The sequence below is a fragment of the Kribbella sp. NPDC048915 genome (assembly GCF_040649595.1).
Classification (GTDB): Bacteria; Actinomycetota; Actinomycetes; order Propionibacteriales; family Kribbellaceae; genus Kribbella.
The window spans coordinates 53,782-78,517 of record NZ_JBEZFT010000004.1; the positions used below are offsets into that span (position 1 = coordinate 53,782).

General features: G+C 70.3%; 18 protein-coding genes. 9 read left to right on the top strand and 9 right to left on the bottom strand.

The features are described 5' to 3' along the window. Positions 1 to 54 precede the first annotated feature (54 nt). The 6 genes from AB0B82_RS03560 to AB0B82_RS03585 all read left to right on the top strand — a co-directional run bounded on the left by AB0B82_RS03560 (position 55) and on the right by AB0B82_RS03585 (position 14,980). A complete protein-coding gene (locus AB0B82_RS03560; protein ID WP_360162046.1) occupies positions 55 to 7,116 on the top strand; it encodes a hypothetical protein in 7,062 nt (2,353 codons plus the stop codon). Positions 7,117 to 7,162: 46 nt separating this feature from the next. Further along, a complete protein-coding gene (locus AB0B82_RS03565; RefSeq protein ID WP_360162048.1) occupies positions 7,163 to 7,702 on the top strand; it encodes a hypothetical protein in 540 nt (179 codons plus the stop codon). Between the two features lie 3 nt (positions 7,703 to 7,705). Continuing rightward, complete coding sequence (locus AB0B82_RS03570; protein WP_360162050.1) at positions 7,706 to 8,302, top strand: hypothetical protein; 597 nt, start codon at positions 7,706 to 7,708, stop codon at positions 8,300 to 8,302. Between the two features lie 160 nt (positions 8,303 to 8,462). Further along, positions 8,463 to 10,748, top strand: coding sequence for a hypothetical protein (locus tag AB0B82_RS03575; protein ID WP_360162052.1), 2,286 nt, complete (start codon positions 8,463 to 8,465; stop codon positions 10,746 to 10,748). 141 nt (positions 10,749 to 10,889) lie between these two features. Further along, positions 10,890 to 14,471: a hypothetical protein gene (locus AB0B82_RS03580; protein WP_360162054.1), complete on the top strand. Its 3,582-nt coding sequence runs from the start codon at positions 10,890 to 10,892 to the stop codon at positions 14,469 to 14,471. Beyond that, a complete protein-coding gene (locus AB0B82_RS03585; protein WP_360162056.1) occupies positions 14,468 to 14,980 on the top strand; it encodes a hypothetical protein in 513 nt (170 codons plus the stop codon). The genes AB0B82_RS03580 and AB0B82_RS03585 overlap by 4 nt, the downstream gene beginning before the upstream one ends. On the opposite strand, the gene AB0B82_RS03590 is transcribed toward AB0B82_RS03585, so the two are convergent. From AB0B82_RS03590 to AB0B82_RS03630, 9 genes are read right to left on the bottom strand one after another with little or no spacing between them, the layout of a single operon-like run. Beyond that, the gene (locus tag AB0B82_RS03590) at positions 14,968 to 15,588 is read right to left on the bottom strand and encodes an acVLRF1 family peptidyl-tRNA hydrolase (RefSeq protein WP_360162058.1); all 621 of its coding nucleotides are present in this window, start codon (positions 15,586 to 15,588) and stop codon (positions 14,968 to 14,970) included. The genes AB0B82_RS03585 and AB0B82_RS03590 overlap by 13 nt on opposite strands. Next, on the bottom strand, positions 15,585 to 15,965 hold the full coding sequence (locus AB0B82_RS03595; protein ID WP_360162060.1) for a metal-sulfur cluster assembly factor: 381 nt from the start codon (positions 15,963 to 15,965) through the stop codon (positions 15,585 to 15,587). Before AB0B82_RS03595 ends, AB0B82_RS03590 begins: the two co-directional genes overlap by 4 nt. Beyond that, the gene (gene sufU, locus AB0B82_RS03600) at positions 15,958 to 16,416 is read right to left on the bottom strand and encodes a Fe-S cluster assembly sulfur transfer protein SufU (protein WP_360162062.1); all 459 of its coding nucleotides are present in this window, start codon (positions 16,414 to 16,416) and stop codon (positions 15,958 to 15,960) included. Before sufU ends, AB0B82_RS03595 begins: the two co-directional genes overlap by 8 nt. A gap of 1 nt (position 16,417) precedes the next feature. After that, positions 16,418 to 17,674 (bottom strand): cysteine desulfurase, encoded by a 1,257-nt coding sequence (locus AB0B82_RS03605; protein ID WP_360162064.1) that lies wholly within the window; start codon positions 17,672 to 17,674, stop codon positions 16,418 to 16,420. Next, positions 17,671 to 18,432 carry a Fe-S cluster assembly ATPase SufC gene (gene sufC / locus AB0B82_RS03610; RefSeq protein ID WP_360162066.1) on the bottom strand — a complete coding sequence of 254 codons (762 nt, stop codon included), beginning with the start codon at positions 18,430 to 18,432 and terminating at the stop codon, positions 17,671 to 17,673. The genes AB0B82_RS03605 and sufC overlap by 4 nt, the downstream gene beginning before the upstream one ends. 26 nt (positions 18,433 to 18,458) lie before the next feature. Beyond that, positions 18,459 to 18,797, bottom strand: coding sequence for a non-heme iron oxygenase ferredoxin subunit (locus AB0B82_RS03615; protein WP_360162068.1), 339 nt, complete (start codon positions 18,795 to 18,797; stop codon positions 18,459 to 18,461). Further along, positions 18,794 to 19,996, bottom strand: coding sequence for a Fe-S cluster assembly protein SufD (sufD, locus tag AB0B82_RS03620; RefSeq protein WP_360162070.1), 1,203 nt, complete (start codon positions 19,994 to 19,996; stop codon positions 18,794 to 18,796). The genes AB0B82_RS03615 and sufD overlap by 4 nt, the downstream gene beginning before the upstream one ends. Then, positions 19,996 to 21,408, bottom strand: a complete 1,413-nt coding sequence (sufB, locus tag AB0B82_RS03625) for a Fe-S cluster assembly protein SufB (protein ID WP_360162072.1) — start codon at positions 21,406 to 21,408, stop codon at positions 19,996 to 19,998. The genes sufD and sufB overlap by 1 nt, the downstream gene beginning before the upstream one ends. After that, positions 21,405 to 22,121, bottom strand: coding sequence for a metalloregulator ArsR/SmtB family transcription factor (locus AB0B82_RS03630; protein WP_360162074.1), 717 nt, complete (start codon positions 22,119 to 22,121; stop codon positions 21,405 to 21,407). Before AB0B82_RS03630 ends, sufB begins: the two co-directional genes overlap by 4 nt. 127 nt (positions 22,122 to 22,248) lie before the next feature. On the opposite strand from AB0B82_RS03630, the gene AB0B82_RS03635 reads away from it, so the two are divergent. From AB0B82_RS03635 to AB0B82_RS03645, 3 genes are read left to right on the top strand one after another with little or no spacing between them, the layout of a single operon-like run. Further along, positions 22,249 to 22,968 carry an ABC transporter ATP-binding protein gene (locus AB0B82_RS03635; protein ID WP_360162076.1) on the top strand — a complete coding sequence of 240 codons (720 nt, stop codon included), beginning with the start codon at positions 22,249 to 22,251 and terminating at the stop codon, positions 22,966 to 22,968. 44 nt (positions 22,969 to 23,012) lie between these two features. Beyond that, positions 23,013 to 23,741, top strand: a complete 729-nt coding sequence (locus AB0B82_RS03640) for an ABC transporter permease (protein ID WP_360162078.1) — start codon at positions 23,013 to 23,015, stop codon at positions 23,739 to 23,741. 19 nt (positions 23,742 to 23,760) lie between these two features. Then, positions 23,761 to 24,687 (top strand): COX15/CtaA family protein, encoded by a 927-nt coding sequence (locus AB0B82_RS03645; protein WP_360162298.1) that lies wholly within the window; start codon positions 23,761 to 23,763, stop codon positions 24,685 to 24,687. Positions 24,688 to 24,736 lie beyond the last annotated feature (49 nt).

The window sequence follows — 24,736 nt, forward strand, 5'->3', positions numbered from 1 at the left end:
GAACCAGAGGGTCCTGGTGACAACTGGTGAGCACCAGGCCCCCTCATGTAAGGGGTGGTTCGGCTGACTACACCGACGTTGTCCGCCACGGATCCGGTCCAGCGCGCTCGCAGCGCGTTCGGCGTCGCGCTCGGCATTCTGTACCCGTCGGCGGTGCCGTTGCGGGACGCCCGGGTCCGGCTGACCCGGGACGAGACTCTCGCCGCCCGCGCTGTCCGCGCGATCGAGACGCTGCTGACCGGCCGGGCCAGGGACCGGGTGAACGACGACCGCCTGCTCGCGGAAGCGGTGGCCCTCGTCGGTACGGAGGCCGCCCGGGCGCGCGGTGAGCTGCCCGCGCGGGGCGCCACCGAAGCCCTCGACCGGTACCTGCGGGTGCCCGGCCTCGACCAGTCACGTCGTACCGAGGCGGACGCCATGCTGCGGGTCGCGCTCAGCAGCGCAGCGCCGGACGACCCGGCTGCCGCAGCCCGCCTCGAGCAACTCAGGCAGCCGCAGCGCGCGGCCGCGATGTCGGCCGTCGTCGACGCCTCGGCCGCCATCGAGCGCGACGCCCAACTCCTGGGCACCACGGCAGCGCCGAGCCGTACCGCCCGCCGCCGTGCCCAGGTCGGCAGCCGGCACCGCCGCGCCGAGGGCCGGCGGGTCTGGACGTCACAGATCCGCGGTACCGGTCTGGCGACGGGCAACCGGCCGAGCTCGCAGCCGCCGTTGACGTCCGAGCACGCGCTGGATGTGCTCAGCGCGATGGACGGGCAGTCCCTGACCGGCTCGGTCACCGCCGCGGTGGAGGTGGACCCGGCGACGAGTCAGGCGATCCTGCAGACCCCGTACTCCGCCGTACCCCAGCATGTCCGGATCGAGATCGGCGACACCACACTCGGCGCCCTGGGCAAGGGCGTCATCCGCAGCGGTACGGCGGACGACCCGCACGTACTGCGGATGCCGAGCGTCCTGAGCGACGACCAGGTCCGTTTCGTGATGACGCACCAGCTCGCCCAAATGACCCAGGAGGTCGCCGCCGCCGAGGCCGGACAGTCCAACGGTGTGCTGCATCGCGTGCGGTCCGTGTTCAGCCACGAGCGTCGTGATCGCCGCTTGCAGGCGGACCACGCCGCTTTCCAGGTCGTGCTCCGGGACTGGCACGACGCGCGCACCGAGACGCTCACGACCGGCCGGACCAGCGGGCCACGCAGCCTCGAGGACCTCCAGCGCGACCTCGAAGGTGTCGCGCGGACGATCCGCCGCCACGGCGGCACCGAGCCCGCGCTGCCCTGGAAGTCCGGCACCGTCGTCACTCCGGACGCAGCCGCCCTCGGCGTCGCCGCGGCCCGCGCCGAGTCGCGCGCCAAAACGGCCCGCCACACCGTTCCGCATCTGCGCGCTCAGGTCGTCGCCCAGATCCAGGCGCTCGAAACGGCCGCCGCGGACCTCGACGGGCAAGCGAGCAAGAAGCGCGAAACCGCCGCGGGCGCGGCCGAAGAGGCCACGGCCAAGCGGGACGAAGCCACGACCGAGGAGCAGCAACGCGACCTCGGCGCCGCCGAACGCGGCCGCGTGCTGCGCGACGAGGCGATTGCCAAGGACAACAAGTCTCACCGGCACACGGTGATCGCCGACGGCTACGAGCGTGCCGCCGGCGCCGCACGGCAGGCCGTGACCGGCTACCGCGATCTGCTGACCGAGCTGGACGGTGGGGCCTCCCCCGCCCGGATCGCCGAGTTGGCAGGTACGGCGGAGCGCCAGGTCCAGGCGTACCGGCGCAGCGTCGACCAGGCGCTGCCGGCCAAGGACCTGTTGATGACCGGGCAGCCCGACGGCGACGGACTCAAGCTTCCGATCGACCGGATCAACGCGGCGCTCGCCGCCGCGAACATCGACGAGCGGATGCCGCGCCGTGGCCCGCTCCCGCTGCCGGCCGCGGAGTACCGGCGGCTGATGTCGCGGGACGGCATGGTCTTCTTCGTCCAGAACGACGCAGATCAGGAGGTCGACGGCCTGGCGCAGGTGCGGCTGCGGATGAAGTCCCGTGACGTCACCGAGATCGCCGACCGCGACCACCGGATGGCCGAGCAGATGTCCGGCACGCTGGGCGACGGCGGTACGTCGATCAGCACCACCGACACGCACGCGAGCACGTTCACCGCCGGAGTCAACCTCGGCAAGCTGATGGCGATTGCGGCGCCGGGTACGCCGTTGCACGCCGCCGCCCAACTGGTGTCACCCAAGGCCGAGGTGACCCGCGGGCGAACGCTCGCCGAGACCGGCGGCGCCAGTGCGCACTACCAATCCGGCTGGGTCGACGACAACCGCGGCGAATCACTGCTGTACGAGTGGTCCGGCGAGTGGGAGATCGAGGTCCGGCGTTCGCCGCTCGACGACTGGTCGCCGGTCGAGACCGCGGACGCGGGGCGTCAGCAGACCTGGGTGTCCAGCGCCTACACGGTGCCGACGCCGACCGAGTCGACCTCGCTCGAGGAGGCGGGCGTCGGCCACCAGGTCACGGGTGAGTTCCCACGGCACACGGTCACGAGCATCACCGGGCTGCAGGACGTCACCGAGCGGCTCGTTCGCCGCTTGGAACAGCAGCACGGCAGCCTGGACCGCGTGGGGTACAACCACATCGCCGGCCTGATGGTCAACGATTCGCCCCGCCTGCTCCGCGAGCTGAGCCGACCGGGCGGCATCACCCGGCAGATCCCGGTCGGCGGCGAGTCGGAGTACGAGCTGACCTGGGAGGTCCAGCCGGTCTGGGCCGAGACGCAGCTCGTCGGTGAGTCGAGCACCGAGATGTGGCAGGAGGAGGTGCTCGTCGACTTCGGCGGGCTCAACGCGAACCAAACCTACGGCGCGTCCTCGACGGGCACCGTCTCGGTCAAGTTCCCCGGTGACCTGGACAAGGCGAACCCGCTGGCCGCGGCGACTGCCCTGAACAACGTCGCCGGCACCGGAGTGGACGTCTCGCCGAGCGCGTCGGTGGGCCGCAACGTCTCCCGTTCCGGCGGCCAGAGCGTGAGCATGACCGCGATCACCCCGGTCGTGCAGCGCAACATGGGACCGACGCAGGGTGTGCTGGTCGGGCTCCAGGTGAAGGCGACGCTGCGCAAGGTCGGCGATCCCACGGCGAAGCCGATCGTCGAGACCGGCCGCTGTGAGGGTCTGCTTCGCGTTCCGGAGAACGATTTGCTGCGAGCCGGCGGGCGGGCTGCGGAGGACGCGATCCCCAGGAACCCCGACGGTACCGTCCGGGTCGAGCAGGACGGGCGCGTGCTGTTGCGCGGCGACGACGAGCCGGCGGCGTTCCCGCAGACGCTGCCGCCGTCCATCGGTCCCGGTGAGAACCAGCTGCGCGGCGTCGGCCGCGGTATGGCGCAGAATCTCACGGGCGCCGAGGAGGCCCAGGAAGAGGCGCTCAAGCAGCTGGAGCGGATGGGACTGGTCGCGGCTCCGGGGCAGAAGGCTACGCTCGAGCAGCGCCGCAACCGCGAGCGGATCCGGCAACAGATCCTCGCGCCGCGGATCGAGGCCGGTATCGACCAGGCCTGTCAGGGTGGTCTGATCGTGATGCTCGAGGAGCGCGGCCCGCTGGGGACACCGCACTGGCGCCCGTTCCGGTTGTCGGTGGAGCAGGAGCGGGACGAGCAGACCGGCGGCTTCCAGGCCGAGGGCCTCGGCGTCAGCAAGAGCCAGAAAGACATCAAGCTCGGGATCGCCTCGTGGGGCACCGGACGGACCTCCGGCCGGAACAAATCGCTGCCGCTGTCCGCAGGCATCGGCGGCTCGGACAAACCCGCGGAAGGTGTCTCCGGAGCCTCCGGCAAGGGTGGCGTCAAGGTCAACCGCAACGCCTTCGGCCGGAACATCAGCTACACGGTCGCCCAGCAGATCAACCACGTCGCGCTGTGGGAGACCAGCGCGGTCATGGACCGCCTGCGGGAGGGCGTGCGGATCAAGTTCGGCGAGATCACCGACCGCGGCGACACGCCGCTCGTCGACGTGCCGGGCACCATGGACGTCGCGTACGACAGCGCGCTGACCCGCGCCGCCGCCCCCGTCTTCGCGACCACCCCGAAGCCGCCGCACGCGGTCGCCGTCCGGCAGGCGATCCCGGTCGCGGTCGACGCCGGCAATGCGGCCGACGCACTGTGCCAGGCGATTCCGGCCATCCGGTCGGACACCAGTGCGCTGCCCGCGCTGCACGCGGCGCTGTCACCGTCCAGCCTGATCGCGAACCGGCAGTGGATGAACGGCGAGTACCGGCTGCCGTTCACCGTCGTACCGGCGCCGGGTAACCCGCTGCATGCGCTCACCGACGGCACGATCCTGCCGCAGGAGTACGAGATCGTCGTTCGTGGTGAGGCGGTCGAATCGACCCATCTCGCGATGAGCCAGCAGACCACTGTCGACATCAACTTCACGATGAACAACGTCGGCTCGACCATCGGCACCTCCGCCTCCGGCGGGGTCTCTGCCGACGGTGGCGGCGGCGCGGTCGAGGCGGGCGGGCTCGCCAATACCGGCGGCGCGTCGCTCGGCCGGACCGGCGGTACGTCGCAGTCCACGACGACCAGCGAGACGTCGGGCGACGAGCGGCTGCTGGTCAATCCCGGGACGCACCACGAGTTCATCGAGCGCTACACGATGACCGCGGACATCGTGCACCAGGGCCAAGTGGTGCAGTCGATCCCGCTGCCGGACGCGCTGGCGCAGAAGGCGTTGCCCGAACGGCGAGCGCTCGAGCTCTACGCGACCCGCAAGCTCGACCTGCCGCTGTGGGTCGCGGAGGACGCCGCCGAGCGCTACCTCAGCGACCGGCTGCCAATCAGCCACCGCGTGGCGGCAGGCTTCATCAGCCGCTACCAGCGGGAAAAGGCTGGCGTCACCACCGGCCTGGCTGCCGAGCACACCGCCGAGCGGCTCGCCGCCAAGCTCCGCGAGCGCAGCAAGGTCGCCCCGTCGCACGCGGCCGACGCCGAGGAACAGCTTCGAGCTGTCATCGCGCGCACCGAGAAGCAGGCCGACCACCGACGGGTCGTGCACACCTCGGAGGCGTACGACGAGAGTCTCGGCGCGGCCCAGCTCGAGTCGATCACCGTCGAGGGAACGGACGAACCCGTCGACCTGCGCAAGCTGGTCGAACCCCAGGTGGACGAACTCGCGCCCGGTCTCCGCGACGCCAGCCGGGTGCTGCGGACCGCGCTCGACGTCAACTTCTCGCCGACCAGCTACGACGGCCACCTCGACGACATGTTCGCGCCGAGCGGTTTCGAGGCCGCGATCGAGGTGCCGATCCAAGGCCAGGAGCGGCCGGACGTCCTGCTCGTCCTGACCGAACTCCGGTACGAAGGCGAGCGCACCATCGAGGGCGTCCCGGATCAGCCCGACGGCAGCCCGGACATCCCGAGGCAGGACGCCGGCGGAATCGGGCAGAACTACGACTATCAGGGCCGCGACCGCTCGGTCGGTCATTCCGTCACGATCTCCGGCGGCGTCGACGCGCAGCCTGGCAGCGTCCTCGAACCCGGCACGTCCGTCGGCGTCGGGACAGATCAGACCAAGGCCCGTACAGCGGGCAGCGGCGAGGTGAACACCCTGATCGACCGGCTCGGACACTTCGACCAGGTCAAGACCCATCGGACAGCGGTCTTCCGCACGCAGGTTGTCCGGCTCCGCAACGCCGGCGCGGCGGCGATGGCCAGCGCCCGCTGGAAGCTCGGCCGGATCGACCCGGCCGACGTGACCAGTGTGTCCGAGCCGCGGGAGGTACGCGCCGACATCGTCCAGTGGATCCCACGCGGAGACATCATGGACGGCCCCCGCCCGCAACGGCAGCAGGAGCTCGAGCCGCGCACCGAGCACCGGCCGATCGCGTTGCCCGAAGGCTCGGTCGCGATTCGCGTCGCGCTGCACGGCGAGGGCGACGAGCGGCGGCACGAACTGCTCGAGAACCTGACCGCGCACCTGCGCCGGCCGGGCGTCCTCGGTGAGCGCGGCGTCGCGGAGTACGCGCCGCTGATCCAGGCCAACCTGAAGCCGACCGCGCTGCGGGCCAAGGCCGGTCGGCTGCTCGGCGAAGGCATCCAGCTGCAGCCCCTGGCCGAGCCGGGGAACGGCCGCTCGGTCGTCGAGGTCAGCGTGCATGCGACCGCAGTCGGCTGGGAGCTGCACGGTCCCGAGGTCGAGGGCCAGGAAGGCCGGGTCTGGCGCCGCCAGGAGGCGTACCGCGCCTCCAGCGCCGGCAACCGGCTGACGCCGCTGACCGCCAACGGCAGCGCCGACGGCGGTTTGGTCAGCGTCGGCGGTTCGGTCGGCGAGCAGGTCAAGGAGCAGTCGTCGGACGCCAACGGCACCCGGCTCGAGGGCAGCCGGTTCCTCGAGGGCGACATGGTCACGGTGCGGATCCCGCTCGTGTACGACGCCACCGTGACGACGTCCACGAACAAGGGCCGCGGCGAACCGATCGAGCGCAAGGCCACCCACCTGCCGAGCCTGGCCCGCGGTGAGATGTTCGTCCGGATGCTCAAACACCGCTACCTCGAGGTGCTGCAGCAGATGGAGAACGGCGCCTCGCTCGACGCCGCCCTCGCCGAGGCGCGACTACAGGCCGAGCCGGCCGACTTCGGGCCGCCGGACATCAGCGCGACCGAGTACGTCCAGGGCGAATCCGGTGCGGTCTTCCAGCCGTACCGACCGCTGGTCGACGCCCTCGCCAAGGCGAAGATCGAGCGCCGGGACATCGTGCTGCAGGTGCAGGAGGCCGACGGGACCCAGCGCACCTACAAGGCGCTGAAGACCGGCTCGATGGTCGGTCAGGGCGACGGCGGCTACGCCTCGGCGTTCGCGACGCTGCACCCGAACCTCGCGCTGATGGCCGAGGGACGCGTCGATCTGCGCGCGCTCTACAACACCTCCGAGCCGGGCGGCAGCTTCAGCGCCAAGGTCGCCGGTGCGCTCGAGCAGGCCGGCGTACCGCGGGAGGTGCTGAAGGGGCTCGACTACTCGACGGCCGCGCGGACGGTCGCACCGGCCGCCGGTCAAGGCGGACGGCCGATGGGCAGTGCCCCCGGCCGGCACATCTCCCCGACCGGCCACGGGCCGTCGCTGTCCGGGCCGTGAGGTCGATGATGGATGCGCTGGTTGCCGAACGAACGAAAGGGGCCCGATGGCCTTCGCGGTAGCGCGGACCCGGGACGAGGCGCGGCTGTACCTGGAGCTGCACCCGTGCCCGGACTGCGGATCGGTCGACGCGCCGTGGGAACAGGCACTGGTCGAGGTCGACGGCGAGATCGCGTCCAGCTACGCGGCGATCTGCCCGGGATGCTCGGCCGAGCGCGAGTACCTGTTCGGGGTGCCGGCGCGAGAGACCCCGGTGCGGGGCTGGCCGACGTTCGGCGGGCCGGAGCCGTCCGAAGTCCTCGACGCGGGTCAGTGGCTGGACGTCGCCGACACCGCGGCGTCGGCGGTCCCGGCAGATCGCGTCGAGGCCGATAGGGTGCTTGCGATCGCGGAGGCCGCGGTCGGCGAGGTGATCAAGTTCGTCCCGTCCGGCGCGGACGCCGTACCGGCGGACGAGTTCTGGACGCCGCAGGGACAGGCGGTGCTGGCTGCCGAGCCGGGACGGTTCCGGCTGGACCGGTTGCTGCTGGCTCGCGACACCTACGCGCGACTGCGCCGAGACATCGACCGAACAGGAGCGAGATAGCGGATGCTGACCGCCAGGAGTCTGTGGGAAGCCGAGACCTATGTGTCCCTCGAGATCGCGCAGCGCAGCGCGGACCAGGGGGACGCGGCACAGCCCGCGCCGCCGCTCGAGGTCGGGCAGAACGTCACCGAGGGCGTGGACGCCTGGATCTACGCGTCCCCGGTCGGCGACATCACGATCCCCTACTCGTCCGAGCGGTCCGCGACCACGGCCGGCGCGCACTTCGGGCTCGGCAGGTCGCAACTGATCGACGCCGCCGAGTGGGTCAAGGTCGCGCAACTGTACGGCGAGCGCGCGATCGAGGACCAGGTGTACTTCTCCGGCGAGCCCGAAGCACCGCAGGACCCCGAGTACCGGCAGCGGCGCCACCACGTCGAGCTCGGCTGGGAGCTCGCCGCCGAGGCGATCGTGCAGGCGATGGCGTTCCTGCCCGACGCCAGCGACCGCGTCCCCGAGGCGGAGATCTGGTCCGAGTTCGGCCGCTCGATCCTCGCCGACGACCCGCAGGCCGTCACCCGCGCAAGGCTCGAGGAGGACCTCGAGTACTACCGCGGCGTCCTCAAGGACTTCCGCGAGCTTCAGGGCCCCTCGGCCGGCTGATCCACCTCGATCCGGATCACCCGGCCGGCTGCGGAATCTCCGCGCCGTGTCCAGCGATTCCTGGGTGACGAACCCCACCGCCCAATGTTGACTGAATTGGTGGGATTCGCGGAACCGTGGTTGTTAGCCTCCCGTGAGCTGCCATCAACGGGAGAGCACGATGACGACCACCGCGAGCACGGGAGACACCCCGCGGGTTCGCGCACGCCGGGCGCTCGGACTCGCGGTGGGCATGGTGGCACCGGACGCGATCGTCCTCGAGAACGGCGCTCTGCGCTTGGGGCACTCCCGCGAACGGCTGGGCCGCAAAGCCCTCCGACGGCTCGAGCGCCGACTGGAGCGGCGGGCGGGAATCGTCGACGACGATCGGCTGATTGCCGAGGCGGTCGCGTTCGTCGGGGCCGAGGTCGATCGCGCGCGCGGCGGGAACGCGGTGGACGGCGCGACCGGCGGGCTGGACGCGTTACTGGACCTCCCCGGATTGCCCGCGCGCCAGCGGAGCGAAGGCAACGCCCTGTTGCGGGACCTGCTCGACGGGAACCGACTGGAGACTGATGCCGACCTCCGGCGACTGACCCGCGCACGAGCCCGCCAGGAGAGCTCCGGCCACCCGGCAACGGCAGACTTGGTTGCCGATACCAACGCTCTGATCGACGAAGCGGAGCGCATGACGACGCCCGCCCCCGCGGCACTTCGCAACCCGAGCAGCCCTCGCCCAGGCGTCGGCGGCCGAAACAACGCACCCGGAAATGGGTTCGCCAGGGCAGTCCATCGGCTGGTGGGCAAGTCGGCCGCTGACCAGGCCAAGCTGCAGGACGCCGCCGCCGCCGGTGAACGCGCGCGCCGTCTCCGGAACCGCGGGGTCGCGTGCCTCCGCATCGCGGAGCGCCACGAGCAGATCGCTGCCGCCTGCACCATCGCCGCCGAGCGTGCCCGCACCGCCGCGGAAGCAGCCCAGGCCCTGACAACGGGCGGCGATGCCGACATCGCGCGACGAGCAATCCAGGCGTACGAACGGGCCGACGCGGCCACGGTCCCGGCCAAGGACCTTCAGCACAACGGTCTGCCGTCAGGGCGGCTTCCACATCTGAGCGCGTTGTGTGCGGAGCTGAACGAGGCATCGGGTGAACCCGGACGGTTCACGCCGGATGCTCTGCATCGGACGCTGCGGGGCGAAAGCCGGCGGCTGCTGTCGCCGGACGGGTTGGTGCTGACGCCCGACAACGACCCGCGGGCGGGTGTGCGCGGCGTCCCGCAGCTCCACCTGGTGCTCGATCCGGGCGAGCTGCGCGAGGTGCTCGACAGTCCGGTGCAGATCGACGAGGCGCAAGTCGGACAGGTGGTCCAAGGCGGGTTCAGCTTTGCGACTGCGGCGTCCCGGGACGTCAATGTAGCCGCCGGCGCCAGCCTCGCGACCCTGTCCCACGCGCTGCCGGACGCAAGCCAGTTGCGAGCGGCCGCGATGTTCGTCTCGCCCGGAGCCGAGCTGGCGCAGGGACGCGGCCGGACGGTGAGCGGCGGAGCCACCGACTTCGCGCAGCCCGGCGCGGTCGAGGCGCTGCGCGGGGAGTTCCTGCGCTACCGCGCCGATCGCCCCCGGTGGATCTGGCGGATCCGGGAGTCGGCCACCGCCGACTGGTCAGAACCGAACGTCGTCGACACCGGTTCCGACCGTGACGCGACCGCGCTCGTCCTCGGGTTCGTCCACACCTACACGGTCCCGCCGCCGGCCGACACGACCAGCCTGGACGCGCTCGGCCTCGACGCGGAACGCCGTCCGACGATGCCCGAGCACATGGCCACCCGCGTCGACGGCCTCCACGATCTGTGCGATCGGACCGTGGCCGAACTCCGGCGAACCCTCGGGGCGCTCGACCGCGTCGGCCACGACCGGGTCCGCAGCCTGATCGTCGAGGACGGCATGATCCGGCTGGACCAGACGTCCCGGCCCCGGCGGAGTCTGGCGGCTGATCACGAACGACGGTCGGCCGGTGGCTTGGGCCCAACTGGAAACGACCGTCCAGCTGGAGTCCGCCGAGCTGACCCGCGACAGCTCACCGGACCACAAACTGGAGATCTGGAGGGTCAGCAACACCGGCGCGTCCGGCAGCCAGACCTTCAGCTCGAACCGCGCGCTCGGCGCCGGCCTGGCCTCGTCGCTCCAAGACCTGGGCTCGACCACCGCGGATCTCGGTCCCGCACTCCGCGCCGGCCGGAACACCAGTCGGGGACGACACTGCGTCGACCGGCGATCAGGGTACCCGGTGGAGCACCCAGCGAGTGGCGCCGACTGTCGGAGTCAAGGTGCAGCTGCGGCACCGGGTCACCATCCATCGCCTCGATCGCGCCGGCTCATTCACTGTCACGGGCGACGGCGACGCATATCTGCGGATGGCGGAGCGCGACGCGTTCCGCTACGGCCTGCCCGCCCCGAGCGAAGTGCTGATCCGGGACGGGGAGGGCGCCGTACAGCGTCGCGCCGACGGCCAGCTGCTCCTTCGCGGAGATCCGGTGCCGACCGACGTTCCGCTGCGGCTCCCGATCTGGCTCGGCAACGATCCGGCCCAACTGCGGTGCCGGGCCGGCGATGATCCGCGAGCTGTCCGGCGCCGATCAGGCGCTGCGCAGCTTCCTCGACCACCTGTCGCAGCAGGGCATGATCCCGGCACTCGACGAGCACGGCCTGCCACTGCCGGAAGACCTCGCCGGCAAAGACCCGGCCGTCGTCCTCAGCCGTACGGAGAACTGGCAGCGAGCCTGCGAGCAAATTGCCAGGCACCGGCTGGAGGCCGGGTACGACCACGCGGCGCAGGACCGGCTGACCTTCCAACTCACCCAGCACCGAACCGGCGGCCCGCCGCGGGTCAGGTCGTACCGGATCACGCTGGAGCAGCACTTCGACCGTGCGACGCCGATCGGTCTCGCGAACTACGACGCGGTCGTCAATGTCGATTTCGGCGTCAGTTCGTCAGGACGCACCACCACCCAGGCGCGGAGCCTGCCGTGGTCGGCCCGGCTGGGTCTCAGCGACGCACCCGCGGCCGGCCAGGCAGGCACCGCCCCGACGCTCGGCACCGCGATCGGCCGGTCCTCGCGGGGACGCTCCCTCGGATCGTCGTCCAGCCGCGGCGCGTACCGGATGGCGGTCGCCGAGTCGGCGTCGCGCGCTGCGGTGTTCGACATCCCGCACACGATCAGGATCACTGAGCTCACGGCCGACGGGGCGGTACCGGTGGCGTCGTCCGAGGGCAGTGCACAGGTCTGGCTCGACGGCGACTTCTGCCGCGACGCCACCGAGTCCACGGTCGCCGTCCGCGGCCCGGTCGAGCCCGGCCTGTTGCAGACAGCAACGATCCACCAGATCGACGTCCGGGACCCGATCGACCAGTTGACAGCGGCCGCCCCGGCGCTCGGCCACCACAACAGCGCCGCCCTGCACCACCTCAATGCGTTCCTCGCGCCGCGAAACCTGATGACCCACCCGGAGCTGCTCACCACCGAGTACCGCACCAGCCTCGCAGTCGGTCCGGTGCCCGCGGGTCCGTTGACCGAACTCCGGCAACGCGCCCTCACCCCACAGCCGGGCACGCTCGCTCTCACCACCCGGATCGAGAACCTCCGGTACGTCGGTTCCGGCCCGGTCACGCTCTCCGAGCTGAACGTGACGTTCGCAACCACAGGCACCACCGCGAGCAGGTCGGCCGCCACGACCGCTGGATTCAGCGCCGGCTACGGCCTGGTGTCGGCGGACGGGCCGTCGTACGACGTCTCGCACGGGTCGGCTCGGACGACCAGCGCCTCGTCGAGCACCACCGTGTCGAAAACGTCCGGTGTCGAACGGACACTGATCCGCGACGGGCAGCACTACCAGTTCTGGGGCGATCTCGTCCTCGAGGCCAGGCTTCGGCTCGGCACCGCACACGATGTCCCGCTCGACAACGGCGCCGTGGTCCTGACCCTGCCTGAGAGCGAGGCGCTCCTGTCGTACGGGCGAGGCGCCCTGGACCTCCCCTTGCACCAAGTGTCCGATGCGGTCGAGCGACTCCTCAACGGGAACCTCGAACTGCCCCGCCGCACCATGACCGCGCTGCTGCTCCGCTACCAGATCGACAAGCAGGGCGCCACCGACAGCCTGGCCGCCCGGCACACCGACGAGGTAATCGTAGCCGCGCTGCAGAAGACCTTCGGATTCGCGAAGAAGTCGGCTCCGGCACTCGACGCCGTGCTCCGTAGTGCGGAAGACCTCGCACAGCTGCGGGTCCGGACGCAGCTCCCGCGGCACTACGACCGGACCATGGGCGCCGCGCAGATCGACACGGCCGCGTTCCGGGACTCCGACGGCAACGGCACCGACCTGTTCCGCGAGATCCGTGCAGCCGTCGCGGACCACTCTCGGCGGGCCTTGAACGACCCGGTGCTGATCGACGCGCTGCGCGGCAACTTCGCCGAACCGCGGTGGCGCAACCAGATGGACAACATGCTGGACCCCGGCGGCTTCGTCGACGAACTCCCGGTCCGCGGCGGAGCGGGCAGCCGCAAGCTCAAGCTCCGGGTACGACTCAGGTTCACCGGCGGACCGACCACGGATCTCGGCGGCACGCAGGACGTCACCGGCAATGGTTTCGGCCTCGTCCAGCTGTGGACGTTCCGCGAGCGAGGCCGCAGCGTCAGCCGGAGCACGTCGTACGGCACTTCGCTGAACGGCACGGCCACTGACGGGATCCCGGTGGGCTCCGGAATCGGCGCGGAGCTGAGTACGTCGACGACCGCTTCCAGCAGCGAGATCAACACCCGGATCACTGCCGGTCTTGCCCTGAAGACAGCGCGCATCGAGCGCGACTGCCGGGTCGAGATCGAGGTCGAGGACTCGGCGGAACCCGGTGTGACGACGCGTCGCGTCGTCACGGGCCGGCTGACTCTCGCGGTCCCCGCGTCCGTGCTCGACTCGGCTCCGCCACAGCTCGGCCCGGAGGACCATCGCACCGTCGTACTGCCCGACCGCTATCTTCCCGAAGCCACCCTGCCCTACCTGACCGGCACTGCGGAGGACAACACCCTCTTCGCGGCCGCCTGTGCGCGGCTTCGCAGGCGGGATCTGCTGACGCCCGACGGCGTTCGGATGCACGCCACGACTCTGGAGTCGCAGTTCGGCGCCGCGAACCGGCTGACCGAGTTCCAGGAGATCGCCGGCGAGTCGGGACACGAGCTCGTCCCGCTCCCGGTGCCCGGGAAACCCACCAAGGTGGTCGTCGTCCGGGTGCGCGCCGAGATCTCCGGCCTGGAGCTCGTGTCCGATCCCGACCCGGACTCGGCAATTCAGCTCGGTGAGAACACCCGTGCGATCAACGTCAGCCAGCTGACCGCACGCAGCAACCGGCTGCTGCCGGGCTCGCGGACGGTGAGCAGCGGCACGCCAGGCGGCGAGCTCAGCACGAGCCTGTCCAGCAGCGGCCGGGTCAGTCAGCAGGACACCGGCACGGTCGGCGCGCGCCACGAGACCGGGGTCTACGAGTCCAGCCAGTTCGTCACGGTCAAGGTGCGGGTCGACTACCACCTGGATTTCGAGCGTCTCCGGCTCGGTCGGCGCCTGCGTCCCAAGGTCGAACGCTCGGACACCGTACGCCGTGCGGCGGTGGGCGAGGGGTACGTCACGATGTACCGGCACGAGTACGCCAGGATGCAGGAGCAGATGGAATCCGGGCGGACCGCCGGTCCTCGACCGGCCGATGGACCTACCGTGCAGGAGACGGTCGACGCGGACGAGCGGCACCCCTATCAACCGTTGATCAACGCACTGGAGCGGGCACGACGCGAGGACGTCAACGTGCGGCTCGTGATCCGGAAGCCGAACGGTCGGCGGTCCACCGTTGTCGCCCGGCCTGACGGCACCATGACCGGCCGGAACGACGGCGGTTTCGCGGCCGCGTTCGCCACACTGCATCCGAGGCTGGCGCTGCTCGCCGAGGGCCGCGTCGACCTCCGTGCGCTGCACTCCGCCCAGACGTCCCAGCGGTTCACCAGCGTGGTCGTCGATGCCCTGCAACAACAAGGCATCCCGGCGGCCGCCCTCACCGCAATGGATGCCCGAACGAGCGGCCCCCGCTCGTCGGACACTCCGGCGTACCGAAGCCGTAACAGCCATCAGGCCACCGGGACGGCGATCGAATGAACGACTACGACCCGCCGTACGCGATCGCTCGCACCACCACCGAAGTGGAGCTTTACCTCGACCTCACCGTGTGCGCCCGGTGCGGCTCGGACCAGACAACCTGGACACACGACATCCAGGCCGAAACACTGCGGTCTGCCGGTTCGTGCTCGCGGTGCGGCGCAGACCGGGAATGCCTGTTCTCGCTGCCGCGCCGCGGACCGCTCGACACCGAGGGAACGTTCGGCGGGCCGGAGCCGTCGGAGCTGATCGATGCCGGGCAGTGGCTCGCGGTGGCCGACGAGATCGCCCGTGGGGTCGCGGCCGGTGCCCGGTCCGAGCAGGCGCAGGCGGCGATGGCTTACGCGCACCGAGCAGTGCTGGAAGTGCTGAAGTTCGTCCAGCCGGGCGCTGACGCCGTACCCGGCGACGCCTTTTGGACCGACGCCGGGCGGACCGAGCGGGATCGCGATCCGGGCCGGTTCCGGGTGGACCGTCTGCTGGCGATCCGGGACAGCTACTCCGACTGATCGACCTCGATCCGGACCGCGCGGGCGTCGGCACCAGCCTGCTCCAGGACCTTCTGCTTCGGGTCCGGTACGCCGAGGAACGGCGGCCGGACCAGTGCGGCGAGGTCCTTCAGGCGCGGATCGTCGAGCACCGTGTCGACCGCGCGCCGGTCGCCCCCGCACACCAGGACATCGAGACGCGCCGGCGCCAGGATCCGTGCGGCGACCTCGGTGGCCGCGGCGAATGCCTCGCGCGCCTGGTTGTCCCGGCGGCGCGCGTACCGCTGCTGCGACCAGCCGCCCGCCTTGGTCGTCCCCTGCACATGGCGGGATCCGACCTTCGAGTCGATCAGCTTGCCCCCGGTAAACACGCCGGCGCCGTACCCGCCCCGGCGGACCAGCAGGACACCGAGCCGGCGTTCGGTCAGCACATGTGCGACGAGCCCCTCGCGGGTCAACTCCGCGAGGGGCTCGAAAGGCACGGTCACGACGGCCGACGAACCGTCCTCGGCCGACAGCGTGACACTCGTCGGCGTCACGTCGTACGTGACCTCGCCGTGCCGCTCACCGAAACCGGTCAGCCACCGGTCCAGGCGCTCCGGCGCGACGAAAACGGTACGGCGACTCACACGTTGAAGCCGAGGGCGCGCAGCTGCTCGCGGCCGTCGTCGGTGATCTTCTCCGGACCCCACGGCGGCATCCAGACCCAGTTGATCCGGAAGTCGTTCACGAGCCCGTCCAGCGCCATCCGGGTCTGGTCCTCGATCACGTCGGTCAGCGGGCAGGCCGCGGACGTCAGCGTCATGTCGATGATCGCCGTACTGGTGTCGTCGACGGTGATCCCGTAGACCAGGCCGAGGTCCACGACGTTGATCCCCAGCTCGGGGTCGACGACGTCCTTCAGGGCCTCGTTGACGTCGTCCACCTTCGGCGGGGCCGTCCCTGTCTGCGCCGCCTCGAGGTCGACCTCCGGCAGCTCGATCTTCTCGTCGGTCCGGTCAGGCATTCTTGACTCCTTCGTTGGCTGCGAGCGCCTGGGCGGTGGCGTCCCGCCAGGCCGACCAGCCCAGCAGGGCGCACTTCACCCGGGCCGGGAACTGCGCGACGCCCGCGAACGCGACGCCGTCCTCGAGAACTTCTTCGTCCGGTTCCACACTCCCCCGGCCCTGCATCAGCTCGAGGAACTTCTCGTACGTCGCCATCGCCTCGGACACCGGCTTGCCGATCACCAGGTCGGTCATCACCGAGGTGGCGGCCTGGCTGATCGAGCAGCCGACGCTGTCGTGGGTGACGCCCTTGACGGTGTCGCCGTCCAGCTCGACCCGGAGCGTGACCTCGTCCCCGCAGGACGGGTTCACGTGGTGCACCTCCACGTCGTACGGCTCCGCGAGGCCCTTGTGGTGCGGGCTGCGGTAGTGGTCCAGGATGATCTCCTGGTACAGGTTGTCGAGCTGCATATCAATCCACCTTGAAGAACGATCGGACGAATCCCAGGCCGTCGACGAGCGCGTCGATCTCCTGAGGCGTCGTGTACAGGTAGAAAGACGCTCTGGTGGACGATTGCATTCCGAACCGCTCGTGCACCGGCCGCGCGCAGTGGTGGCCGGCGCGGACCGCGATCCCCCGGGTGTCCAGGACGGTCGAAACGTCGTGCGGGTGGACGCCTTCGAGCGCGAAGCTGATCGCGCCGCCGTGGTCGGTCGCGTCGGTCGGCCCGAGCAGCGTCAGCCCCGGAACGGTCTTCAGCCCTTCGAGCGCGTACTCGACGACAGCGTGCTCGTGCGCGGCGATCTTGTCCATGCCGATCCCGGACAGGTACTCCAGCGCCGCACCGAGGCCGACCGCCTGCGCGATCGGCGGCGTCCCCGCCTCGAACCGGGCCGGCGGCGGCGCGTACGTCGAACCGGTCATCCGGACGACCTCGATCATCTCGCCCCCGCCCAGGAACGGCGGCAGCGAGGCGAGCAGGTCGTAACGGCCCCAGAGCACGCCGATACCGGTCGGGCCGACGGCCTTGTGACCGGTGAAGGCCAGCATGTCCGCGCCCAGCGACGACACGTCGACGGGGAACTGCGGCACCGCCTGCGACGCGTCCACGACCACGGTCGCGCCGACCGCGTGCGCCTTGGCGGCGATGTCGCTGATCGGGTTGATCGTGCCGAGCGCGTTCGACACCCAGGCCAGCGAGACGACCTTGGTGTTCTCGGTCAGCAGCTCCTCGATGTTGCTGAGGTCGAGCCGCCCGTCCTCGGTCACGCCGAACCACTTCAGCGTCGCGCCGGTCCGCTCGCAGACCAGCTGCCAGGGGACGATGTTGCTGTGGTGCTCCATCTCGGAGATCACCACGACGTCCCCGGGCTTCAGCGACGCGCCGAGCGTGTTCGCGGCCAGGTTGAGCGCCTCGGAGGCGTTCTTGGTGAAGACGATCTCGTCCCGGCTCGGGGCGCCGATGAACGACGCCACGATGTCGCGAGCCCCCTCGTACGCCGCGGTGGCCTCGGCGCCGAGCTGGTGCATGGCGCGGGCGACGTTCGCGTTGTGCTCGAGGTAGTGCTGCTCGATCGCCGACACCACCTGGCGCGGCTTCTGCGACGAGTTCGCCGAGTCCAGGTAGACCAGCGGGAAACCGCCCGCGAGTTCGCGGGACAGGATCGGGAAGTCCGCCCGGACCGACTGCAGGTCCAGCGGACTGCCAAAGGTCCGGGCGTCGGTCACTTCGCGCCTGCCTTCAGGAACCTCTCGTAGCCGTTCGCCTCGAGCTCTTCGGCCAGCTCCGGGCCGCCTTCCTCGGCGACCTTGCCGTCGACGAACACGTGCACGAAGTCCGGCTTGATGTAGCGCAGGATCCGCGTGTAGTGGGTGATCAGCAGGACACCCTTGTCGCCCTGGGAGGCGAACCGGTTGACGCCCTCGGAAACGATCTTCAGCGCGTCGATGTCGAGGCCGGAGTCGGTCTCGTCGAGGATCGCGATCTTCGGGTTCAGCAGCTCGAGCTGGACGATCTCGTGCCGCTTCTTCTCACCGCCGGAGAAGCCCTCGTTGACGTTGCGCTGCGCGAACTCGGGGTCCATCTGCAGCTCGGCCAGCGCGGTGTTCACGTCCTTGACCCAGGTCCGCAGCTTCGGCGCCTCGCCGTCGATGGCGGTCTTCGCGGTCCGCAGGAAGTTCGCCACCGAGACGCCCGGGACCTCGACCGGGTACTGCATGGCGAGGAACAGGCCCGCCCGGGCGCGCTCGTCGACGGACATGTCCAGCACGTCCTCGCCGTCCAGCGTCACCGAACCGCCGGTGATGTTGTACTTCGGGTGCCCGGCGATCGAGTACGCCAGTGTCGACTTGCCGGAGCCGTTCGGGCCCATGATCGCGTGCGTCTGACCACCGGCGATGGTCAGGTTGACGCCGCGCAGGATCTGCTTCGGGCCGGCTTCGGTGTCGACCGACACCTGCAGGTCGCGAATCTCGAGTGTCGCCATGAGGGTTTCTCTATCTCCGTCGGTTGTTACAGGGAAGCTTGGTTGATGGGGTTCTTCACGTCGACGAGTACGTCGTCGCCGTCGAGCCGGACCGGGTAGATCGGCACCGGATCGTAGGCCGGCAGGCTGGTCGGTTCACCGGTGCGCAGGTCGAACCGCGACCCGTGCAGCCAGCACTCGATCTCACACCCGCCGACATCGCCCTCGGACAGCTGGATCTGGGCGTGCGAACACTCGTCGCGCACCGCGAAGAACTGTCCTTCGCTCTTCACCACCGCGATCTCGACGCCGCCGACCTCGACCGGGACCACGCCCTCGTCGGGGACGTCGGCGGCGGCGCAGGCGCGCTCGAAGGTGTCGCTCATCGCCCGGTGGCCGCCTTGGCGGCTTCGCTCAGCTCGGCGGTGCGGGCGAGCTTCTCCTCGATCACGTCGTGCAGCCGGTCGGTCACCTCGTCGACACCGATCTTGCCGATGATGTCGTTGAAGAACCCGGCCACCACCAGGCGCCGGGCGGCGTCCTCGGGGATGCCGCGGGCCTGCAGGTAGAACAGCTGCTCGTCGTCGAACCGGCCGGTCGCGGAGGCGTGCCCGGCGCCCTCGATCTCGCCGGTCTCGATCTCCAGGTTCGGCACCGAGTCGGCGCGGGCGCCGTCGGTGAGCACCAGGTTCCGGTTCAGCTCGAAGGTGTCCGTGCCCTCAGCCGCGGCCCGGATCAGCACGTCGCCGATCCACACCGAGCGGGCGTTGTCACCGGCCAGCGCACCCTTGTAGAGCACGTTGCTCTTGCAGTGCGTGGCCTCGTGGTCGACGAACAGCCGGTGCTCGTGGTGCTGGCCGGACTCGGCGAAGTACACGCCGACCAGGTCGGCGTCGCCACCCGGACCGGCGTACCGGACGTTGGTGCCGACCCGGACGATCTTGCCGCCGAGGGTGACCGCGACGTGGTGCAGCCGGGCGTCCCGGCCGATCAGCGCGTCGTGCTGGGACAGGTGGATCGACTCGTGGTCACCCTGCTGGATCGCGACGACCCGCAGCTCGGCGCCGTCGCCGACCGTGATCTCGACGTTGCTGCTCAGCTCACCGGCGCCGGTGTGGTCGACGATCACGATCGACTTGCTGTGCCGGCCGGCGTCCACGATCAGGTGGCTGAAGCCGCGGGCACCCAGGCTCGCGACGTTCACGTGCACCGGCTCGGTCAGCTCGGCCTCGACCGGGATCCGCACCGCCAGCGCCTCCGGTGCGTGCTTCCACGCGACGGCGGCGCTGCGGTCCTGCGGCGTACCGACCTTGAGCGCGTCGGCGGCGACCGTCTCGATCACCACGCCGTCCGGGCCGGAGGCGTCGATCTTCGGCGTCTCGGTGCCGGGCGCGTCCTCGAACAGCGCCTTCAGCTGCTTGACCGGCGTGAACCGCCATTCCTCCTCGCGCCCGTTCGGCACCGCGAAGTCGGCCACGTCATACGACGTCGGCCGCTCACTGCGGGCCTGCAGCGGCACCGGGGAGCCCGGTCCGTGCGAGTGCGCCTTGTTGCCGGTGGCAACAAGAGTTTCCGTCGCGGACATCAGCCGACGGCCCCTTCCATCTGCAGCTCGATCAGTCGGTTCAGTTCCAGCGCGTACTCCATCGGGAGTTCGCGGGCGATCGGCTCGATGAAGCCGCGGACGATCATCGCCATCGCCTCGTCCTCGGCCAGGCCCCGGCTCATCAGGTAGAAGAGCTGGTCGTCGCTGACCTTGGACACGGTCGCCTCGTGTCCCATCGCCACGTCGTCCTCGCGGACGTCGACGTACGGGTAGGTGTCCGAACGGCTGATGGTGTCGACCAGCAGCGCGTCACAGCGCACCGTGGACTTGCTGTGGTGCGAACCCGGCGCCACCTCGACCAGACCGCGGTACGACGTCCGGCCGCCACCGCGGGCCACCGACTTCGACACGATCGAGCTCGACGTGTACGGCGCGTTGTGCACCATCTTCGACCCGGCGTCCTGGTGCTGGCCCTCGCCGGCGAACGCGACCGACAGGGTCTCGCCCTTGGCGTGCTCGCCCATCAGGTAGACGGCCGGGTACTTCATCGTCACCTTGGAGCCGATGTTGCCGTCGATCCACTCCATCGTCGCGCCCTCTTCGCAGGTGGCGCGCTTGGTGACCAGGTTGTAGACGTTGTTCGACCAGTTCTGGATCGTCGTGTAGCGGCAGCGGGCGCCCTTCTTCACGATGATCTCGACGACCGCCGAGTGCAGCGAGTCGGACTTGTAGATCGGCGCCGTACAGCCCTCGACGTAGTGCACGTAGGCACCCTCGTCGACGATGATCAGGGTCCGCTCGAACTGGCCCATGTTCTCGGTGTTGATCCGGAAGTAGGCCTGCAGCGGGATGTCCACCTTGACGCCCTTGGGCACGTAGATGAACGAGCCGCCCGACCAGACCGCGGTGTTCAGCGAGGCGAACTTGTTGTCGCCCACCGGGATCACCGAGCCGAAGTACTCCTTGAACAGCTCCGGGTGTTCCTTGAGGCCGGTGTCGGTGTCCAGGAAGATGACGCCCTGGGCCTCCAGGTCCTCACGGATCTGGTGGTAGACCACCTCGGACTCGTACTGCGCGGCGACACCGGCGACCAGGCGCTGCTTCTCCGCCTCCGGGATACCCAGCTTGTCGTAGGTCGCCTTGATGTCCGGCGGCAGCTCCTCCCACGAGGTGGCCTGCTTCTCGGTGGACCGGACGAAGTACTTGATGTTGTCGAAGTCGATCCCCGACAGGTCCGCCCCCCAGGACGGCATCGGCTTGCGGCCGAAGAGCTTCAGGCCCTTCAGGCGCAGCTCGAGCATCCAGTCCGGCTCGTTCTTGAGGGCCGAGATGCCGCGCACCACGTCCTCGTTCAAGCCGCGCTGGGCGACCGCGCCGGCCGCGTCGGAGTCGGCCCATCCGTACTGGTAGTTGCCGAGGCCTTCCAGTTCGGGGTGAGCGGTTTGCGTCATCGCGTAGTCCTCGCAGATTCGCCGTCGATTACAGGGGTAGCGGGGGTCGCACCCGGGATATGCGTCGTACAGACACCGTCGCCGTGGGCGATGGTGGCCAGGCGCTGCACGTGCTGGCCGAGGAGTCTCGAGAACACCTCGGTCTCGGCTTCGCACAGCTGGGGGAACTGCTCGGCCACGTGCGCGACCGGGCAGTGGTGCTGGCAGAGCTGGGCGCCCTGGCCCGCCTCCGCCGTCGAGGCGGCGTACCCGTCGGCCGTCAGAGCCTGCGCGAGCACCTCCGCCTTCTGGTCCTCGGGAGCCTGCGCCAGCAGCTCCCGGTAGCGCTCTTCCACGTCCGCGACCCGGCGCCGGGCGAACTCCGTGATCGCGTCGTCACCGCCTGCTTCGGCGATGAACCGCAACGCAGTGGCCGCCAGGTCGTCGTACGCCTGGTGGAACGCGTGCCGGCCGGCGTCGGTCAGCACGAACACCTTCGCGGGACGGCCGCGGCCGCGCGGGCCGTAGACACGCTCCTCACGGGCTTCCACCAAACCCTCGTCGAGCAGGTGGTCCAGGTGCCGGCGTACCGCCGCCGGGGTGAGCTCGAGCCGCTCGGCCAGCACCGCGGCGCTGGACGGACCGTTGGTCAGGATCGAGCGTGCGACCCGGTCCCGAGTGGACTCGTCCCGCGCGGCGCCACTGACGGCTCCGGTGGTCGCAGGATTTTTCACAACATCAGTGTCGCGTAATTCCCGAGGGCCTTCAAATAAGGCTCCCCTTACCGGATGCCGGGCTCACGCGGGGGCCGAAGGCCAGGCGTGAGCGAGGTCACTTCGGTCCACTCTCTATGCTGCCGTTGTGCCAGTCGCGGTGGAGATCGACAACCTCGTCGTGCGGTACGGCGAGAAAACCGCGGTCGACGGTCTCAGTCTCACCGTAGCCGCCGGCGCTGTGACGGCCGTGCTCGGGCCCAACGGTGCCGGCAAGACCACGACCGTCGAGACCTGCGAGGGCTTCCGACGCCCGGAATCCGGCCGCGTCCGGGTCCTCGGACTCGACCCGCTCGCCGACCACGACGAACTGATGCCGCGGATCGGCGTGATGCTCCAGGAGGGCGGCGCCTGGTCCGGCGTCCGCGCGGTCGAGATGCTGAGGTACGTCGCGACGCTGCACAGCCACCCGCTCGACGTTCCCGCGCTGGTGGAGCGCCTCGACCTCGGCAGTTGCGGGCGGACGCCGTACCGCCGGTTGTCGGGCGGGCAGAAGCAGCGGCTGTCGTTCGCGCTCGCGATCGTCGGCCGACCGGAGATCGCCTTCCTCGACGAGCCCACCACTGGGCTCGACCCGCACGGCCGCCGGGAGATCTGGCAACTGATCCGCGACCTGCGCGACGACGGCGTCACCGTGGTCCTGACCACGCACGCGATGGACGAGGCCGAGCAACTGTCCGACCAGGTGCACGTGGTGTCCGCCGGCCAGGTCATCGCCTCCGGCACCCCCGACGCCCTCACCCAGCACCACACCAAGTCCCTCGAGGACGTCTTCCTGGAACTCACCACCCCCAAAGGCAAGCCATGACCACTTATGCCCCACAGCCCGGCAGCGCGCCGTGGACGCGGAAGGTGACTGCGCACACACGGATGGAGTTCAAGCTCCTGGTGCGCAACGGCGAGCAGTTGCTGCTGGCCCTGGTGATTCCGCTCGGTCTGCTCCTGCTGCTCGGCGGCACCGGCCTCGGCGAACGGCTCCCGCTCGGCAGCGGCCGGCCGATCGACGAGGCGGTCCCGCGGGTGCTCGCGCTGGCGGTGCTGTCGTCCTCGTTCACGTCGCTCGCGATCGCGACCGGCTTCGAGCGCCGGTACGGCGTGATCAAGCGGCTCGGCGCCTCTCCGCTGTCCCGGACCGGCCTGCTCGCCGGGAAGATCGGGGCGGTCCTGATCGTGCAGGCGATCCAGCTCGCGGTCCTGATCGGCACCGGGTTCGCCCTCGGGTGGAAGCCGGTCGGCGGTGTCACCGCAGCCTTCGGCGTCCTGCTGACGATCCTGTGCGGTACGGCGGCCTTCGCGTCACTGGGCTTGCTGATGGCCGGCGTACTGCGCGCCGAGGCGACGCTGGCCGCAGCGAACCTGCTGTACCTGCTGCTGCTCGTGGGCGGCGCGGTGATGACACCGGTCGCCGAGTACCCCGAAGGAATGCAGGGCATCGTCCGCCTGCTGCCGAGCGCCGCGCTGGCCAACGGCATCGCGAACTCCACCGTCGAGGGCGTCATCCCCTGGGCCGCCGCCCTCTCCCTGGCGCTGTGGGCCGCAGTACTCGGATACCTGGTGTCCCGGACCTTCAAATGGGACTGAGCTTTAGAGTGTGCGCGTGATGACGACGGAGACCCCGCCCCAAGACACCCAGCCGGTGAGTGGATTCTGGCGACTGGTGCCCGACCCGAGCCTGGACGTGGTCCGGCGCTGGGGCTGGGCGTCGGTGGCGGTGAACATCGGCATCGTGGTGACCGGTGGACTGGTCCGGCTGACCGGCTCGGGACTCGGCTGCCCGACCTGGCCGTCGTGCACCGACGACTCCTACGTTCCGCACGCCGCGCTCGGCATTCACGGTGCGATCGAGTTCACCAACCGGATGCTCGGCTTCGTGGTCGCGATCGTGGCGATCCTCACCTGGCTGGTCGTGATGCGCTACCGCCCGGTCCGGCGGGACCTGCGCCGGCTGGCGACCGCGGCCGCGCTGGGCGTCCCGCTGCAGGGTGTGATCGGCGGCATCAGTGTGCTGACCGGCCTGAACCCGTGGATCGTCTCGGCGCACTTCCTGGTCTCGCCGATCATCATCACGCTGACGGTCTCGATGGTGCGCCGGTCGCGCACCAGCCCGTACCCGCACACTCCCCCGGTCGTCCGCGCCCTGGCCACGGCGAGCGTCGTCGCAGTCTGGCTGTCGGTTGCCCTCGGCACCGTTGTCACCGGCGCCGGTCCGCACTCCGGCGACCCGGAGACCGGCCGCAACGGGTTCGACCCCGAGCTGGTCAGCCAGTTGCACGCGGACGTCGTGTTCGGCCTGCTCGGCATCACGATCGCGCTGGTGATCGCGACCCGCGTCACCGCCACCTCACGGACCTTGCGCAAACTCGCCGCCTGGCTGCTCGCGGTCGAGTTCATGCAGGGCGCCGTCGGATTCACGCAGTACTTCACCGGCCTGCCGTGGGGCCTGGTCCTGGTCCACATGTTCCTGGCCGGGCTGCTGATCGCGCTCGTCACCGCCGTGTACGGCGAGCGCGGGACACCCGCCACCTGACGGGCGTCCCGCGCGCACCTTTCAGTACCCGGTCACAAACCTGACTCAG

Bases quoted from the DNA above. Each gene is read 5' to 3' on its own strand.
- AB0B82_RS03565 (WP_360162048.1), top strand. From the start codon at position 7,163: ATGGCCTTCGCGGTAGCGCGGACCCGGGACGAGGCGCGGCTGTACCTG.
- AB0B82_RS03570 (WP_360162050.1), top strand. From the start codon at position 7,706: ATGCTGACCGCCAGGAGTCTGTGGGAAGCCGAGACCTATGTGTCCCTC.
- AB0B82_RS03575 (WP_360162052.1), top strand. From the start codon at position 8,463: ATGACGACCACCGCGAGCACGGGAGACACCCCGCGGGTTCGCGCACGC.
- AB0B82_RS03580 (WP_360162054.1), top strand. From the start codon at position 10,890: ATGATCCGCGAGCTGTCCGGCGCCGATCAGGCGCTGCGCAGCTTCCTC.
- AB0B82_RS03585 (WP_360162056.1), top strand. From the start codon at position 14,468: ATGAACGACTACGACCCGCCGTACGCGATCGCTCGCACCACCACCGAA.
- AB0B82_RS03595 (WP_360162060.1), bottom strand. From the start codon at position 15,965: ATGCCTGACCGGACCGACGAGAAGATCGAGCTGCCGGAGGTCGACCTC.
- sufU (WP_360162062.1), bottom strand. From the start codon at position 16,416: ATGCAGCTCGACAACCTGTACCAGGAGATCATCCTGGACCACTACCGC.
- sufC (WP_360162066.1), bottom strand. From the start codon at position 18,432: ATGGCGACACTCGAGATTCGCGACCTGCAGGTGTCGGTCGACACCGAA.
- AB0B82_RS03615 (WP_360162068.1), bottom strand. From the start codon at position 18,797: ATGAGCGACACCTTCGAGCGCGCCTGCGCCGCCGCCGACGTCCCCGAC.
- sufD (WP_360162070.1), bottom strand. From the start codon at position 19,996: ATGTCCGCGACGGAAACTCTTGTTGCCACCGGCAACAAGGCGCACTCG.
- sufB (WP_360162072.1), bottom strand. From the start codon at position 21,408: ATGACGCAAACCGCTCACCCCGAACTGGAAGGCCTCGGCAACTACCAG.
- AB0B82_RS03645 (WP_360162298.1), top strand. From the start codon at position 23,761: ATGACGACGGAGACCCCGCCCCAAGACACCCAGCCGGTGAGTGGATTC.